This window comes from Pseudarthrobacter sp. YAF2, assembly GCF_052113345.1.
In the GTDB taxonomy this organism is placed as follows: Bacteria; Actinomycetota; Actinomycetes; order Actinomycetales; family Micrococcaceae; genus Arthrobacter.
Genome location: NZ_JBFRDA010000031.1, coordinates 1 through 16,129 on the forward strand (window position 1 = coordinate 1; position 16,129 = coordinate 16,129).

The 16,129-nt window shown below is 59.3% G+C and carries 13 protein-coding genes; 7 read left to right on the top strand and 6 right to left on the bottom strand.

Annotation, left to right across the window (positions count from 1 at the left end; all coding sequences use genetic code 11):
• Nucleotides 1–746 precede the first annotated feature (746 nt).
• Both AB4Y79_RS21130 and AB4Y79_RS21135 read right to left on the bottom strand, forming a co-directional pair.
• Complete coding sequence (locus AB4Y79_RS21130; protein WP_441866075.1) at nt 747–1,754, bottom strand: aldo/keto reductase; 1,008 nt, start codon at nt 1,752–1,754, stop codon at nt 747–749.
• Between the two features lie 381 nt (nt 1,755–2,135).
• Nucleotides 2,136–3,059, bottom strand: coding sequence for an aldo/keto reductase (locus AB4Y79_RS21135; RefSeq protein WP_441866077.1), 924 nt, complete (start codon nt 3,057–3,059; stop codon nt 2,136–2,138).
• A 380-nt stretch (nt 3,060–3,439) separates the two neighbouring features.
• Between AB4Y79_RS21135 and AB4Y79_RS21140 the strand changes: the two genes are divergently transcribed.
• The 7 genes from AB4Y79_RS21140 (at nt 3,440) to AB4Y79_RS21170 (ending at nt 10,736) form a co-directional block, all read left to right on the top strand.
• A complete protein-coding gene (locus AB4Y79_RS21140) occupies nt 3,440–4,699 on the top strand; it encodes an ABC transporter substrate-binding protein (RefSeq protein ID WP_441866079.1) in 1,260 nt (419 codons plus the stop codon).
• On the top strand, nt 4,696–5,721 hold the full coding sequence (locus AB4Y79_RS21145; protein WP_441866081.1) for a carbohydrate ABC transporter permease: 1,026 nt from the start codon (nt 4,696–4,698) through the stop codon (nt 5,719–5,721). Before AB4Y79_RS21140 ends, AB4Y79_RS21145 begins: the two co-directional genes overlap by 4 nt.
• A gap of 74 nt (nt 5,722–5,795) precedes the next feature.
• Entirely contained in the window at nt 5,796–6,557 is a 762-nt protein-coding gene (locus AB4Y79_RS21150) for a carbohydrate ABC transporter permease (protein ID WP_441866083.1), read from the top strand.
• Between the two features lie 2 nt (nt 6,558–6,559).
• Nucleotides 6,560–7,468: an amidohydrolase family protein gene (locus AB4Y79_RS21155; RefSeq protein WP_441866085.1), complete on the top strand. Its 909-nt coding sequence runs from the start codon at nt 6,560–6,562 to the stop codon at nt 7,466–7,468.
• A gap of 94 nt (nt 7,469–7,562) precedes the next feature.
• Nucleotides 7,563–8,534 (top strand): cyclase family protein, encoded by a 972-nt coding sequence (locus AB4Y79_RS21160; protein WP_441866087.1) that lies wholly within the window; start codon nt 7,563–7,565, stop codon nt 8,532–8,534.
• A gap of 99 nt (nt 8,535–8,633) precedes the next feature.
• On the top strand, nt 8,634–9,980 hold the full coding sequence (hisD, locus tag AB4Y79_RS21165; protein WP_441866089.1) for a histidinol dehydrogenase: 1,347 nt from the start codon (nt 8,634–8,636) through the stop codon (nt 9,978–9,980).
• 45 nt (nt 9,981–10,025) lie between these two features.
• A complete protein-coding gene (locus AB4Y79_RS21170; protein ID WP_441866091.1) occupies nt 10,026–10,736 on the top strand; it encodes an SDR family NAD(P)-dependent oxidoreductase in 711 nt (236 codons plus the stop codon).
• A gap of 408 nt (nt 10,737–11,144) precedes the next feature.
• On the opposite strand, the gene AB4Y79_RS21175 is transcribed toward AB4Y79_RS21170, so the two are convergent.
• The 4 genes from AB4Y79_RS21175 to AB4Y79_RS21190 all read right to left on the bottom strand — a co-directional run bounded on the left by AB4Y79_RS21175 (nt 11,145) and on the right by AB4Y79_RS21190 (nt 15,762).
• Entirely contained in the window at nt 11,145–12,386 is a 1,242-nt protein-coding gene (locus AB4Y79_RS21175) for an MFS transporter (RefSeq protein ID WP_441866097.1), read from the bottom strand.
• Nucleotides 12,387–12,731: 345 nt separating this feature from the next.
• Nucleotides 12,732–13,466, bottom strand: coding sequence for a hypothetical protein (locus AB4Y79_RS21180; protein ID WP_441866093.1), 735 nt, complete (start codon nt 13,464–13,466; stop codon nt 12,732–12,734).
• Nucleotides 13,466–14,794 (bottom strand): Tm-1-like ATP-binding domain-containing protein, encoded by a 1,329-nt coding sequence (locus AB4Y79_RS21185; protein WP_441866099.1) that lies wholly within the window; start codon nt 14,792–14,794, stop codon nt 13,466–13,468. The genes AB4Y79_RS21180 and AB4Y79_RS21185 overlap by 1 nt, the downstream gene beginning before the upstream one ends.
• Nucleotides 14,795–14,910: 116 nt before the next feature.
• Nucleotides 14,911–15,762: a phosphoenolpyruvate hydrolase family protein gene (locus AB4Y79_RS21190; protein WP_441866095.1), complete on the bottom strand. Its 852-nt coding sequence runs from the start codon at nt 15,760–15,762 to the stop codon at nt 14,911–14,913.
• Nucleotides 15,763–16,129 lie beyond the last annotated feature (367 nt).

Consider the following 16,129-nt stretch of genomic DNA (forward strand, 5'->3'; position numbering starts at 1 on the left):
GATCACTACAAGCTGCAAGGTGTCCCCGTCCTCGCAACCTCGGGGACACCTTGCATTCCATAGCTCAGTCCGGGCGAGACGGCGGTCGAATATTGCAAGCTTTGTGCAACGGAATTCCTTGAGACTCCGTCGCCTTAGCTACACCCCAAGGCTGACGCTCGTTCGTTGCCTGGTCCTCGGAACAACCGGAATTGATCTCACTGAGTAGTCCGGTCGCCGCCCACAGCCGGCAATAATTTGCATAGGTTATCCACCCCTACTGCTGCCAGGGAGCTGTCCCAACGGTTCCCAATTCTCAGCCGTGGATTCCCGAATTGAACCCTGCCGTGGGTTAAAGCACGCGAGCAGACGCTACTGCGGGAACTCGCGTCTGCAGGAATTCTGATCGAGGCGATCTTCCTCAATAGAGCTTGCCGCGAAGTTCGGATTAGGCAGGGGCAGCTGCTAATGCAGCTGCCCCGTAGAGCGCCGGGGGGGAGGGTGCGGCGGCGCGGGCGTTCCAACGCTTATGACGGTTCAACCTCGATGGCGTGTGCCTGGAAGCAGGGGTGATGTTCTCGGTTGTAATAGTTTTGCGGCCGGCCCGGCGACAACCGCCCTCCCACTGGCAATCAGGTAGGCATGGTTGGTGGGGCGAACCTCGATCGCCGAAGTGTGTGCAGCCTGCGATAGGTCGAAGGACACACGCACTTCGATGTCAGGTCGTCCTACATGCGTTTTACACGGGGGAACTTATTGCCCGGTTACTATGGCGTAACCGGGACACGGTCGGCCGGGAACGGCAACTTAAAGTCCGGGCCACCGAGAAAGTACGGATCGATTGCTCCGGACCGGGCGACTGCAGCCAGGACTTCGGGGTCAAACACCTTGGTCGCAGCTCCGATGTCCTTCACGAGTTCCGTCGGGCTTGCCACCCCAATAACCACGACATCAATGTGTTCCTCGTGGAGCGGATATGCAACGGCCGCGTCTGAGAGCACGATGCCTTGCAGGTCTGCTTGCGCTTCCATCCGGCCTACTGCATCCACTACCTCGGGCAGTGCCGCCGAAAAACCGTATTGAGGGGTATCGACACCCCGAACACCAGTTGCCAGAATGTTGCCCCCGAAAGGCGAGGTGAGAATGGTGCCTATATTCTTCTCCTTTGCCTTTTCCAATAGGCCGGAAGTCTTCGCGGCGTTATTCAGCAGCGTGTACAACCGCGGGAACTGCACAACATCGTATTCATCGCACTCAACGGCCTCCAGCAGGGGCCCTAACGTGCCGGTTGCGATACCGATGCTGCCAACCACGCCCTGGCGCTGAAGATCTCGAAGTGCAGGAAGGGCCCCGCGAGTGCTTCGGATGAATGACATGTCTTCTGATGTTCGTGGATCGTGAAGCATGAAGAGCGGAATCTTTTCCATGCCGAAGGCGTCAAGCGACCTCTCCACGGTCCGGCGGATCTGATCGCCCTCAAAGCCTTTGCCGTGCCCGAACTTCGTCGAAACAACCAGGTCCTCGGGAACGTTATCGAGACGCTTGAGGAGCTGGCCAAGGTGTTCCTCGTTTGAATACACTTCGGCAGAATCCAGCAAATTCATGCCTGCGTCGAAGGCGATCCGGAGCAGTTCGACTATTGTGTCGTCGTCCTTTGCCTGAGCCGCAACTGCAGCATCAGGATTCGAAAATCCCCATGCCCCCAGGGCCAGGCGACCTACTGAGATGCCCGACCGGCCAAGTACTGCACGAGGAACCGGAGAAGTCGCTTCCATGGTAAAACCACCTTATTTTCTGGTTGGAGCCTGAACCTTGGCCAGGGCGGATCCTGCCGTCGGCCAAGGTCTTATGCTAAATTTCCAAAAACTGACTGCCACTCAAGGTGTCCGAGAGCTGAGTTCAACACGCTCTAAACGAGCAGGACATTGGGTGAAGCCCGCGGTACCGCCGCATGAACGAGTGATCGGGGAACACTCGTCGGTCAGCGGCGGCACCTGTGGCCGCGCTTGGCCTCGGACCTGACAGATCGATCTCCCCAGGGGCAGATCAGATCTTCCTGCAGTGAAGGGAGGCAACTGCCACCTGATGGGTTTACCAAAGTAGTGGCGTCTCGGAGCTGGATGTGGAGTGTAAGAGCTACTTTCGCTGCCTAGCCCTCACTCCGGGAGAGCGTGACCCGGAGGCCAGGAGGATCGGTACTCCGGGCCCCCGATGAAGTATTCGTCGACGTGCCCGGCTGCAGCGATGGATTCCAGTTCCTCGCGGCTTACCGCGAGACCAAAGGTGTTGATATTGGTCCTCAGCTCGGCAGCGTTCCTCACGCCAATGATGGTTGCGTCCACCAGCGGCTGGGTGAGTGAGAATCCCAGTGCAGCAGCCGCCAGAGGTACGTTCAACTCCGCGGCACGCTCCTCCATTGAAGCGACTGCCTGGGCAACTTCCGGCAGTGCCGGCATGTAGCAGTACAACGCGTTGGGGACGGCTCCTGTTGCCAGAATATTGCCACCAAACGGGGCCGGGTTAAGCGTAGCCATGCCCTTGGCCTTGGCGTCAGCCAAAAGGCCGGTCGTGGCCGCAGCAGGGTTCAGAAGGGTATACAGACGGGGGAATTGGATCATATCGAACTCGTCGCTATCCACCGCCAATCGCAGAGGTGCCAGAGTGCCGGTCGCTACACCGATGGCGCCGACCAGCCCCTCCTCCTGCAGCTTTCGGAGCGCCTCGAGGGCTCCGCCAGGCCCCAAAATTGTGGCCATGTCCTCTTCACCGCGTGGATCGTGGATCATGAAGATCGGCAGGCTCTCCAGTCCCAAATTTTTGAGGCTTTGCTCGGCGCTGCGCCTAAGCTCAGCGCCCCCAAAGGGCTTGTTGTGCCCATACTTGGTTGCGATCACCAGATCTTTGGGGACGTCCACTTCCTTTAGCAAGCGCCCCAAGCGTTCCTCGTTGCCATAAGCATCCGCGGAATCAAGCATGTTGATGCCGGCCTCAAAGGCGGTCTGAAGCACAGAAATGAGGTTCTCATCGTCCCCCACCTGTGCAGCTGCGGCGCTGCCGGAGCCGAAGCCCCAAGTGCCCAAGGCTAGACGCGAAGCGGTGATGCCTGATCGCCCGAGAGTGGTTCTGGGGACGGTTATCGAGGATGTAGTCACATCAGAGTCCTTTCTAGTGTCTGATCGCCGAGCCGTGAAACTGACGTCCTCATTAGTATGTGGCGCGTAGGCGGTTATGTCCACATGATTGTTGACATAATCTTCGCAACCTTGTTGACATTCATGTTTTACGCGAGCAGGATTGTCCCACCGAAGCCCGATTTCACTGCAGAGCCGGTCAACGGAGATGGGCAGCACAGGTCGTCTATCTGGTGCCAACGGCGCGGCTATATTCCCGGTCATGCGGGACTCGCCTCCGACGTCGACGCCCGACGAGCCTCAAGACAAGACACCAATTGGAGCAATCGATGTTCGATAAATACACGAAGCCAGAACTCTCACGGAGGGGCTTCCTGGCGGCCGCCGGTGGATTAACGGTTGGCATGGGACTCGCGGCCTGTGCCAATGATTCTGGGGGATCGGGCGGCTCCGGGACAAAGACGCTGACTCTCTGGGGGAATCACCCGGAGTGGGCAGATGACCTCAATTCGATCCTCCGCCAGTTCGAGTCAGAAACCCCCGGAATCAAGATTGAGGCGGTTTACAAGCCTCTCAACACGTACGCTTCTGTACTGAACACAGCACTCACTGCTGGCACGGCACCTGATCTTATTGGCTTGTCGCCTGGCGGACAGGTCACCACCCTTGCGGCAAGCGGTCAGATCAACGACCTCACCGGCAAGGTCAGCGGTGACAGCATGCTCCCGCAAGCCCAACAGCAGGCCGTCCTGGATGGCAAGGTGTGGGGTGCGCCCCTCGCGTTGCCTGCGGTAGGTAACTACTACAGGCCATCCCTGTTGGAAAAGGTCGGGGTCAAACCGCCGACGAACGGCGCTGAATTTTTGCAGGTACTGGACGCACTCAAGGCTGAGGGGATCACTGTTGCTGCTGGTGGAGCCACAGCCATCGGTCCGTACATGGCATATACCGGCATGGTCAGCGCGATTCTCGGGGTTGATGGGTTTCAGGATTTCCTTAAAGGCAGGATAAAGCTAACCGATGCGAAGTTGCTTCCAGCGACGGAGTTCCTGAGTAAACTCGGGACATACTTCCAGGAAGGTTGGTTGAATCAGACAACCGACCAAGCGAAGGAGAGTTTCGTTCAGGGACGATCCGCCATAGTCATCGGCGGCACATCTGATTTGGCAGCCTTCGCGAAGACGACCGCAAAGGACGACATCGGCATGTTCCCGCATATGCCGCCCCCCGGTGTGGAAGGAAAGCCGGCAACTCTTTTCGGTACCGAGCTCATTTACACCGCCAACTCACAGACCAAGTACCCCGACGAAGCGGCTCAGTTCATTGCATGGCTGGCGACACCGGCTGCGCAACAGCTCGTAGCGGACCGGCTGTCACTTCCGACTATCCAGGGCGTGACGCCCAACGTGCCGCTCAAACAGCACATGCTCGAAATGAGCGATGTTCAGATCCCGGTTTGGTTCGACCGTCCCGAAACCAACGGGACCTTCCCGGTCTTCGCGAAGGAAGGCATCGGAACTTTCACAGGCCGTACCAGTCCCGCGGCAGCCGCCGCAGCAATGCAGGCAACAGTGAGGCCGTCGGCATGACCGTCAGACGCCCCACGAGCGCGGCCGTGAGGGAGTCAATAGCCGTACGAGAAACGTCGCCCGCAATTGAAGGCCCGAAGAACCCTCCCGGCGCTGACGGCCCCTCGGGCAGGAAGCAGTTAAGGGCTAGACGTTACGTCCACTGGTGGTTCCTGGCACTTCCTTTCGGTCTCTACGGCGTCTTCTTCCTGTACCCCCTCGTGCGCGCGGCGATGCTAAGCCAATTTGACTGGTCAGGTGCCGGCAACGTCGGCCCCAGTATCGGCTTCGGCAACTATGCGGAGGCCCTTCGTGACCCCTACTTCTACAAAGCGCTGCTCAACAACCTTTTCATCTTTGCCGTCGTCTTCGTCCTGCAACACACTGTCTCGATGGGACTCGCCCACCTGCTCAACCGGCCCGGCCGGGCCGCCGTCATCTACAAAGCACTCCTGGTGCTGCCCGTCGTGACGTCCGCACTCAGCATGGGGTTCATCTGGCGGCGGATGCTGAGCCCTGAAGTGGGCGTGGTCAACTCGCTCCTTGGGGAGATCGGGCTCACAGGACTTCAACGGGATTGGCTGGGTGATCCTTCGCTCGCCTTATTCACAGTTTCCCTTATTGTCTTTTGGCAATGGAATGGCATCGCCATGGTGATCTACACCGCGGGACTGAAAAGCGTTCCGGGTGAACTTCAAGAAGCTGCCACGGTGGACGGGGCCAGCCCGTGGCGTGTGTTCAGGAGCGTGACCTTTCCCTATCTCACGCCGGCCTTCACGACCGTCACCATGCTTTCATTCATCACCGTGTTCCGAACTTTCGACCTCGTCTACTCCCTTGGCGGGCCCACTGGGGCGCCAGATGGTGCGACCAATGTTCTGGGCACCCAGATCTACTCAGATGCCTTTGGGGTTTCGTCTGGTCTAGCAGGGACTCCGCGCCTGAGTTATGCAATCGCAGAAGGCCTTTTGATGTTCGTGATTGTTCTAAGCGTGACGTCCATCTTCAACGTCATGATGGCCCGAAGGAGCAAAGACTTGTGAGAAATTCAACCACACCTCGTACTTTGGGCAGAGCTACATGGCACCTGGCCATGGTCACCGCGTGTGCCCTCGTTTTGGTCCCGGTATTGTTCCTATTTCTGGGTTCGATAACTACCACATCACAGCTCATCAGTGAGCCCATCGCGCTGCCTCGCCCATTGGCTTTCGCCAACTTCAGTGAGGCGTGGACTCAAGCGAACCTGCCGCTGACCTTTTCCAACAGCGTCATCATCACCGTCACCTCTGTGCTGCTAAGCACCGCCCTGGCTGCCCTCGCGGCGTACGGGCTGTCAAGATTCGAATTCGCCACCCGGCGCGCGGTCCAGGTCGCCTTTTTGGCCGGTCTGGTCGTCCCGATTCAGCTGATCATCCTTCCGTTCTTCGTTATGTTGCGCGACCTGCATATCTTGGGCACACACGTTTCGGTTGTGCTGGCATACACCATCTTCAACCTGCCTCTCGGCGTCCTTATCCTCACACCATTCTTCGCGCTCCTGCCGCGGGAACTTGAAGAGGCCGCCTGGCTGGACGGGGCCGGCCGGTTCGTCACGCTGTGGCGGATCATGCTCCCGCTGATGCGTCCCGCGCTGGCGACGGTTGTGATCCTGAACGGCATCTGGATTTGGAACGATTTCTTCGTGAATCTTGTGCTCTCAACGGGGCCCAACACGGTGACAATGCCCGTGAGCATCATGAACTTCTATGGAAGTTACCAGGCTGAGTGGGGCCTCATCTTTGCAGCAGTGACCCTCTCCATAGCACCGGTCATGGTTGCGTACTTATTCCTTTCCAAGCAGTTCATTGCTGGTCTCACCGCGGGCTCGGTGAAGGGCTGACATTGATTTCCGAATCCTCCAAAAACCATGAATCCCCCGACGCCGAAATCATTGACAGTCAGGTGCATATCTGGTTGACCGACCGACCCGACCGACCTTGGATACCTGATCCCTGGGCGGGCAAGGTGGCCTCGGCTGAGAAGGTCTTTCGAGCTCAGCTTTCGTTGTCCTGCCCGGCCGCGCTTGCGCTGGACGAGCTGGCAGTTGCAGGGGTCCGCCGTGCCGTCCTGGCACCTCTTATGGTCTACGGGACAGACGTGACCCTTGAAGCCGAAGCAGTAGCTGAATATCCGGACAGGTTATCCGCCGTCGCTGCCGTCGACTACACCCGTACAGATCTGCCGAAGCATCTTGAGGAGCTCAGGTCGCAGGGATTCAGAGGCATACGGATCCCGGGCCTCGGTTGGCAAACCTTTGCCGCCGACGGATTCCACAATGTGTTCGCGGCAGCGGGCGACCTAGGCATGACGGTGTTCTTCAACATGACCCACCCCCTCCCATCGAACGTGCACGAGACTTTCGATCGGTTCTCCGGCGTGAACTTTGTAGTCGATCAGCTCGGCCTCAGTTCTGCGCCTCCGATTGAGCCCTTGCCCGAGGAACCATTCGCAGAACTTCCGCTGGTTCTTCCGTTCGCGCGCCACGACAATGTCCACGTCAAGATCACCGCAGCACCGGCCTACTCGCGGGCTACGTTCCCGTTCCCTGACATCCATGACGCGATCCGCATTCTAGTTCACGCATTCGGTGCGAAGCGCATCATCTGGGCATCTGACTTCACCCGCACAAACTGCCTCTACAGCTACACCGAAGGACTGACCTATCTCGAGCATGTTGAGGGACTGACCCCGGTCGACCTCGCCCGGATTCGCGGCGGGAACATCGCGAGGTTGCTGGGAATTTGGTCGTAGGACCGGTAGCGGGAGATGGGCCAGCCGCAAGGCGCTCTCAACTGAAATAGGCAGTGGCGCAGCTGCAATCAGTGATCTATACGAAGGAGGAACGATGACCACGCAGGGCCAGGTCGTGACCGCAGAGGTATTTCAACAAATCCGTGACAAGTACCTGAATTGGGACCGGTGGGGCGACGATGACGAAATTGGCACTCTCAACTTTGCTACAAATGAAAAAGTTGGACATGCTGCCGGCTTGGTGAAATCGGGTCAAGTTCTCTCCTTGGCCCTGCCGATAGAAAGAGAAGGCCCAACGAATCCGCCATATCCGAGGTTTTCACCCGTACACCTGATGACGCGCGACGGCGGTGATGTCCGCCGGGCGTTTGACCAAGGCGAGCGGGGCTTCCAATATACCGATGACGTCATAACGATGCCACTGCAGTGCACAACGCAGTGGGACGCGCTGGCCCACATTTTCTATAACGGTCAAATGTACGGAGGACGGCCCCCTGAAGACGTCCCAAGTCTTGGCGCCCTGCGTAATTCCATTACTGCCACCAAGGACAGAATGGTCGGCCGAGGAGTGCTGCTCGACATCCCACGCATGTTAGGGCGAGACTGGCTCAAGGCCGGGGAGGCGATCGAAAACGAAGACCTGGAGAAGTGCTGCGAGTCCCAGTCAGTGGAAGTGGGGCCAGGTGACTTCCTACTAGTCCGAACGGGCCGACTGGGCGCAGTGAAGGCACGAGGATCTTGGGGTGATGAATTCTCCGCGGGGGTCGCAGCAGGACTCGGAGTATCTGCTGCGCATTTCCTCTGCACCCGCGATGTTGCCGCCGTCGCAACCGACACTTTCGCCGCCGAGGTCATCCCTGCGCAGACCGAGGCGGCAGGCATCGGCAGCCCCCTGCACGTGCTGATCCTCCAGGGCCGCGGAATCCATATCGGTGAGATGTTCGACCTTGAAGAGCTTGCCGCCGCCTGCGCCAAAGACGGGGTCTACGAATTCCTGTTTGTGGGTGCGCCCATTACCGTCACTGGCGCCGTGGGTTCCCCCGTCAACCCACTGGCTATCCGATGATGTCCTGATGGTCCTGGCTGACCGGTAACGATGCTCCCCCACCCAAAAACTTGCCCGGCCAGCCCCCGGGCATGCGTCGACGAAGATGGAGAAAATTAGATGACACTCGTAAACACGTCCAGTTCTGCCGTTAGCCACCGATTTCTGAAGGAGCCGGCCAAGAGCAGCGTGACCCGTGGGAGCACCCCCGAGGTGCGCGCGACAGTAGAAAAGGTTATTGCGGACATTCGCGAACGAGGCGACGCCGCAGTTCGTGAATACTCCCTGAAGTTCGACAACCATGACCCCGATTCGTTTCTGCTCAGTCCTGATCAGTTACAGGAAATCATCGGACGCGTCCCGGAGCAGACCATCACGGACATCAAATTTGTTCAGGAGCAGGTCCGGACGATGGCCCAGAAGCAATTGGAGTCGCTAGCGGATTTCGAAATCGAGACTCTGCCAGGGGTCTTCCTTGGGCAAAAGAATGTTCCGGTCCAAGCCGCTGGCGCCTACATCCCCGGGGGCAAGTACCCGCTGTTGGCTAGCGCCCACATGACCATCATCACCGCCAAGGTAGCAGGCGTTGAACGCGTCGCCGCCTGCACGCCTCTCATTCAGGGAGAGGTACCGGACGCTACCGTGGCAGCGATGTTCCTCGCCGGTGCCGATGAAATCTACCTCCTCGGCGGCATTCAGGCGGTTGCTGCCCTGGCCATTGGAACTGAGAGCATCAAGCCGGTCAACATGCTGGCCGGCCCGGGCAACGCATTCGTCGCTGAGGCCAAGCGGCAGCTCTTTGGTGAGGTTGGCATTGACCTCTTCGCGGGCCCCACCGAAGTTTTGATTGTGGCCGATGAAGACGCAGATCCCTTCATCGTTGCCGTCGATCTCCTGTCCCAAGCCGAGCATGGACCGGACTCTCCTGCTGTGCTGATCACCACCAGTGAGGAACTCGGGGAAAAGGTCATACAGCACATTGAGGCAATCCTCGTGGATATGCCCACGCGGGACTACGCGGAGCCAGCGTGGCGAGACTGGGGGGCGATTCACGTCGTCGAAAGCCTCGACGACGCCTATGTCCTCGCCGATGAGTATGCCTATGAACATGTGCAGATTCTTACACGGGACCCTCGAGAAGCTTTGGAAAGCATGCACAACTACGGAGCCTTGTTCCTGGGGGAAGGAACCTGCGTTTCCTACGGCGATAAGGTCATCGGCACGAACCATGTGCTGCCCACCCGCGGCGCCGCCCGGTACACAGGAGGTCTCTGGGTCGGTAAATACCTCCGCACAGTCACCTATCAGGAAGTAACCAACACCGAGTCGAGCGCGTTCCTTGGCGAGCTCTGCGGCCGCGCCTCTCGCGTGGAACGATTTGAGGGCCATGCCCGCTCAGGTGACGCCCGGGCAGCAAAATATCGCGGTGAGGCGCTTGCGTGGTCAGATCACACCTTCGAAGGCTAGGGGCCAGAAGTGCTGAACTTTCGTCTAGACGGTAAGAAGGCGCTGGTGACTGGCGCCGCCGGTGGGCTTGGCAAAGCGATCGCAGACGGTCTTGCCGATTGCGGTGCCACTGTCTACGGCACAAGCCGTGACAGCGTCAGCGCCGGGCGGGTCAGCGACCGTTACGGTACGCCGTGCCTTCCCGTCGATCTCGCAGATACCGGAAGCATCGGGGCCTTCGTATCATCTCTCTGGTCCGCCAGTGGCGGTATAGACCTGCTTGTCAATAATGCAGGTGTCAATGTACCCAAGCCTGCGCTGGACCTCACAGATGCGGATTGGGACAGCGTCTTCGACACGAATCTCAGGGGCAGCTTCTTTCTCTCCACGGAGGTCGCACGGCATTGGACCGGAAGCGGCTCACAAGGCTCCATCGTCAACATCGCGTCCCAAGCCGGCATCGTCGGCATTGAAGAACGCGCAGCCTACGGAGCGAGCAAAGCGGGCCTGATCCACCTCACCAGGATTCTTGCTTTGGAATGGGCCTCTGCTGGAATCCGCGTAAACGCAGTTGCCCCCACCTTCGTTAGGACGGAGCTGACCGCGTCGACTCTCGGCCGCCAGGACTGGGCGGACGAGCTTCTATCACGAATTCCTGCCGGGAGATTTGGCGAGCCTGAGGACGTCGCCGGGGCCGTCGCCTTCTTACTTACAGGAGCCGCATCGATGATTACCGGTCACACACTCGTCGTTGATGGCGGATATACCATCCGCTAGCTGTCGAGTGAGGAGGGAATGATGAATGGAACGCCCCCCTGTGCCGGGCTCCCTGGAGTCTGGCATCGACAAACCTAAACCGCTCCGAACCCTCCTCACTCGCCATCCGGGACAAAGACACCACACCGCCGCCTCCCCATCAGGAAACAGGGCGTAGTGCGGCTGACGCGGGTTGGCTCGAAGCAAGCTCGTCCCTTACACGGCCGGCGACGTGGCGCAAGAGAGACTCCGTTGGCTCGCCTTTTCAGCTGAGAATGCCATCGCCGGTTCCTGTATAGATGAATGGCGCGGCTGAGAACCTTCACTCCCGGCTACGCCCGAGCAGGAACGTTTGTTGTTGGCCTTGGCGACTCGAGGCTTCCCGCTGCGATCCTAAAACTAGGCCAGTCTCAGCGCAGGACGGGAACATCAGTGTTGGGTTCTCATCGTGCCCCGCCCGTAAAGGCCGGCTAAGAGGGCGCCAACGATGAGAATGGCCGCGCAGAGGGCAAGCGAGTTGGGGATGCCGAGAAGTGCTCCGAGTACACCCAAGGTGATGCCGTTCGCTGTCCGGAACCCGTTCGCAACCATGCTGTAAACGCCGAAGAGGCGACCATGCTCCCCCGGTGGGGCCTGGAGTTGGACGATGCTCTGCGTGACGGACATCGACGCGATGTTGGCCATGCCGCCAATGGCCAGGGCGACGACGGCAGCGGCATACATGTCAACGAGGACAAACGTCAGAATCATCGCCCCGAATAGCGCTGTGCTCAATGCCGCCGTCCGAATGGATGCCCGGATGATTCCGGAAGCCTCCAGGATGAATCCGCCCACAACGCCTCCTGCACCGTTTGCAAGTAAAAGGGCACCATAGGCGACTCCGGCCCCATCAGCACCTAGTTCTTTGGCAAAGACGGGCATGGATACTTGTATGGCTCCGCCAACAGTCAAAGCAGTTAGGCCGGCTAAAGCGAAAGCACTGATAAGAGACCGGTCCTTTCCTACGGTCCTAAGCACCCCAAGGGTGCTGGACAGTGTGACGCGAACGGTACCCGCCCCACTCGATACCGCGCGCGAGTGTCCCGTGAAGGGCGTACGCGTCATCAGGATGGTCATGGGCAGGTAGAAAAGTGCGTTCACGAAGATAGCAGCGGTCGCACCGAAAGCGAGCATCAGGGCCGATCCGACGACTGGCCCCGCAAGTACACCGAGACTGCGGAACGTGGCGTTGAGCCGCACCGCTCCAGGCAACTCACTTTCCTTCACAAAATCGCGAAGCATCAGCTGCTCGGCGGGTGAACAGATGGCTCCGGCCAGCCCATGAAGAACCAGCAGAACGCAAGCCTGCCAAACCAGCAGGGTGCCGGTCAAAAGAAGCACGCCCCAGGCCAAGGACGCGAAGATGAACAAAGATTGGCCGATTTGGATAAGCCGTCGGCAGTCATACATGTCGGCTAGCCCGCCGAGGTAAACAGAGAGGGCCAGGTAGGGAAGCCAGTGACTGATAACCGCAAAGCCGACGAGGGCGGGGGAATGGAACCTCTCCCACAAAACCCAATATGTGGTGACGTGTTCTACGTTATCGCCCATCATTGCAAGGCCTGAGGCAAACAGGTATGGGCGGGAATTCCGGTTTCGGAGGGCTCCGAACCGTTTCGTGCCAGCAGGAATAGGGCTGTTTCGGAGACCCTCGTTATCGGCCGTTACGGGTGGCCCGTCGCTGCTTTCCGCACTGGGCGGCGGCTCGGGACGCGAGAGACTGGAGGGCACGGCTTTTTCCTTTTCACTTTGACAGAACTTCCGGCGCTGCGCGCGACGTCCTTGACCTGCAGGGTCTCTACCCGGCCGGCCCCAACAATGTCTTCCCGTCTTTGGCTGGAGTACCAGGTGCCGGAATGGGAGCGGCCCCTGCCCGGAGATCTCAAGGCAGGGGCCGCATCGTAAAGGAGTCCTTCAGACCGTTTCAGAGATGTCCAACACAACATCAAACGGGAAATCGACGTGATGACCGGCGGGCTACTTCGTGGCGGAAGTCACCGTAGTTGAATTAGTACCGGCAACCAGTTCCGAACGCGTCCACGTGCTTTCCGGAACAGCACGTGAAGGGACAGGATCCCCATGCAGTTCGCGGACCAGCATGCCGTCGCGCCCTTTACCGGATAACCGTGTTGCAATCACGACTGCTTCGAACTTTTCCTCGGGATCCGGAACTCCGTGTTCCAGACCCATCCCGGCGGCCAGCATCAGGCCCGGGCGCATGGCGAAGTCCCGGTTGTCGTAGCGCAGGTTGAAGTGACCGCGGAACACAAACCAGTACTCGTCACCGTCGTGATAGTGATAGGTGCAGGGGGCCCCACTATCGAACAGGCAGATCTCGGTACGGAGCGACTCCTCCCAATGTCCCTGGATCCTGACAACTTCGGCCGCGGATGTCCCAACGTTGTAGAGCGTCAGTCCTGACTCAGGGATGTCGATGAAGTCCCGCTTCAAGAGGGTTGTCCGGCCGGAGTCAGAGATTGCCTGGACTTGGCCGGAAACAACAACAACCCGGTCCCGAGCTGCGCTTTTCTGGAGGGCTATTTGACTGGCCAGCGGACCGGCGGGTCCCCAGTAGGGCGTAAAGCCGTTGCTGTCCGGCCCGGTGGGGACCGAAGGTCCGACCGACTTAGCCAGGCTGAAGATCTGAAAGTCGTCAACTTCAACCCACGGGAGTCGGTCGCTCCGCAGTGTTTCCCGGCTGTAGACAGGCATCAGTTGCCTACCGTGACGGCTGGGTTTTGGACTGCGGCGCTCGATTGATCCTCAATCAGTTGTACGAGGGCGTCTGCGACGAGTGCTGCGAAGGCCTCATCGTTGATGTGCAGGGGAGCTTCAACCACGGGTATGTCCGATCGTAGCTCGTTCTTCAGGCCGCGAACCCAGGCGGCGTCAGCTTCCGGGGAGTAGAACACCTCACCCTCGCGGTCAATCGCTGAGTATCCCTCCGTTGGGACGATTATCTTGACGTTCCCGGTTGATCGGTTCAGCTTTGAGGCCATCCAATGGCCGATGGCGTCACTTTCGGCGACGGAAGTGCGAACTAGGGCTGCTACCGGGGAATGCCAGTGGACAAGCCGATTCTCGAAGCCCTCCGGCACCTTGTGAATGAAGTTAATAATGTCGGTTGCGCCTGGAACGACTATCTGAGGTATTCCTGCAGCGGCAGCCGCGTCCATGCGCTTGTCCCCGGCAGAGCAACCTCCTCCTACAACCTGATCGGTAACTTCCGTGGTCGTCCAGTCCACCAAGGCGGAGATTTCCCCGTCGGCAATAAGCCGTTCCATCGTTCGGCCCCCGGTCCCGTTGGAGTGGAACGTGATGACCTCGAATCCACGGGCTTCCAGGTTCTGGCGGAGGTAGTTGGCGCCCTTGGTTGTGACACCAAACATGGAGACGGCGACTGTGGGCCGCTGTGCTTCGTTTTGAGCCGGAATAGCGCGGGCCATGCCGCATATTGCTGCCGCTGCGTTGGTGAATACCGTTTGAAGCACTCGGTTCATGCCGGCAATGTCTGCGACGCTGGGCAGTGCCATGATGTCGTAGCTGGCATCTTTCCCGTAGGCGGTTGACACAACCAGTTTGGGGAAGCCAAAGGGCAGCTTCTGCAGGATGTCGTGGGAGAGCCACGCGCCTGTTCCACCACCGACGCCGACGACGGCAGCGATGTGCCCCTCCGTGATCATGCGCGAGATGATGCCGGACGCTGCTTTGGCTACGATCGGCATGGCTTCCGTGCGGCCCAACGCGACAAGTTCGGAAACGGTTGTGTCGGCTTCCTTGGCGAGCTGCTCGCGGGACACGAGAACGCCGTCGTACGCTGCGGTACTGCCTTTTGGTCCCAAGCTGGTGTCGAACAGAATCGGTACGCCGCCGTGATCCTGAATCCGCTTTGCCAGAATAAGGGCTTCACCCTCTTTGCTGTCGAGCGTGGCGATAAGCCCGATGCGGGGTCCACTGTTGGTTCCGACGCCGTAGCTGGCTCCAAAGTCCACTGTTTCTTCCATCTCTACATATTTCCTTTGACTACTTCGCGGTGCCATCAACGGGGGATGAATGGGTCATCGCAAGCTCCATGGGTTGGGGGTACCTCCAGAAGGAGCGGACTAGCCGGGATCCCGGCCGGTCCGCTCCTTCTGGAGCTCAGCAACGGAAAGGATCAGGATCCGACCGTGACGTTGCGCGGCCGGACTGTCTGCTGCTTGAACGCCTCAACTGTGGCCTTCACCGCGCGCTCGACCGGCAACCGTTCGATGCTGGACGCGCCAACGAAACCCTGCGCGCCGGAATTCTCGTAGAGGAAGCTCGCGTCTTCCGGATCCACAATGCTTCCGCCGTGAGCGAGGCAAATTGCGTCAGGGTTTTCCCGCCAGGTGGCCTCGATAATTGCCTGGGTCAGTTCCGTTGACTCCTCGATCGAGGGTGCGTCCTGGCGTCCCTTTGTGCCACCAGCGGACCAGCCTGCGTGAGCGACCTGGACGTCGACACCGGCGGCAGCGTTCATGATGGCCTGCTCGACGGTCCAGGAATAGGCCATGGTGAAGTAGTCCTGGGAGCGTGCAAGCGCGATCATTTCCGCCTCGCGCGGAAGGCCTTGGCCGATGTGCTCACGGGCTTTGGCCTTCTTCATGTCTGCCGCGACTGTGGGGAAGTTGATGATGCCGTGGTAGCCCGTGGTGCGGAAATCATTAATTAGACGAGGCAACTTCCGGTACGTCGGGTCCCCTGCCTCAGCGCCGCCGATGATCGGAGTGTTATCTACAACGTTCTCGATCTCTTGGAACATGGACAGCGTGATCGGGTTGGAGTGTCCCAACAGAGTGGTGGGCAACCCTTTCATGCGGCTGCGACCGGTGCTGTAAACGACCACGAGGTCTACTCCGCCAGCCTCGGCGGCCTGGGCAATGAGGCCGCAGGACGCGCCTGCAGTGACGATGGCACGTCCGGAAGCAATCGTCTTCTGCAGCCGTTCCAAGATCTGACTACGAGTGAAAGTGAGTTGGGTTTCCATGTCCGCCTTCTATGGGTAGTGATATCTGCCATCTGAGACTAGGACCCCTACCACAATATTGTCAACAACTTTTTGACAGTTCTGTTGCCCACATGTTTTACTTTCCTTGGAAGACTAGGTCTTCGGATGGGAAGCGCCGGGGCGAGGCAGTGCTAGTTCCCTTGCCTCCCATCCGGAAGCACTGAGGCGCACGGGCGTGCGGGGACAGAGGTAAGGAGGTGGACGGTGCCGAATAACAGCCATGGGGCAGCTCCTGACTTGTTGACGCAACTGCGCAACGACGTAATGGCAGGGCGCTATAACCCGCGAGAGCATTTGGTAGAAACCGAACTTGCTGAGTTCTATGCAGCGAAGCGGACCGCGGTGA

Excerpts from the sequence above, each read along its gene's own strand:
- AB4Y79_RS21130 (WP_441866075.1), bottom strand. The coding sequence starts at position 1,754 with ATGGAAGCGACTTCTCCGGTTCCTCGTGCAGTACTTGGCCGGTCGGGC.
- AB4Y79_RS21160 (WP_441866087.1), top strand. The coding sequence starts at position 7,563 with ATGACCACGCAGGGCCAGGTCGTGACCGCAGAGGTATTTCAACAAATC.
- AB4Y79_RS21185 (WP_441866099.1), bottom strand. The coding sequence starts at position 14,794 with ATGGCACCGCGAAGTAGTCAAAGGAAATATGTAGAGATGGAAGAAACA.
- AB4Y79_RS21140 (WP_441866079.1), top strand. The coding sequence starts at position 3,440 with ATGTTCGATAAATACACGAAGCCAGAACTCTCACGGAGGGGCTTCCTG.
- AB4Y79_RS21145 (WP_441866081.1), top strand. The coding sequence starts at position 4,696 with ATGACCGTCAGACGCCCCACGAGCGCGGCCGTGAGGGAGTCAATAGCC.
- AB4Y79_RS21180 (WP_441866093.1), bottom strand. The coding sequence starts at position 13,466 with ATGCCTGTCTACAGCCGGGAAACACTGCGGAGCGACCGACTCCCGTGG.
- AB4Y79_RS21190 (WP_441866095.1), bottom strand. The coding sequence starts at position 15,762 with ATGGAAACCCAACTCACTTTCACTCGTAGTCAGATCTTGGAACGGCTG.
- hisD (WP_441866089.1), top strand. The coding sequence starts at position 8,634 with ATGACACTCGTAAACACGTCCAGTTCTGCCGTTAGCCACCGATTTCTG.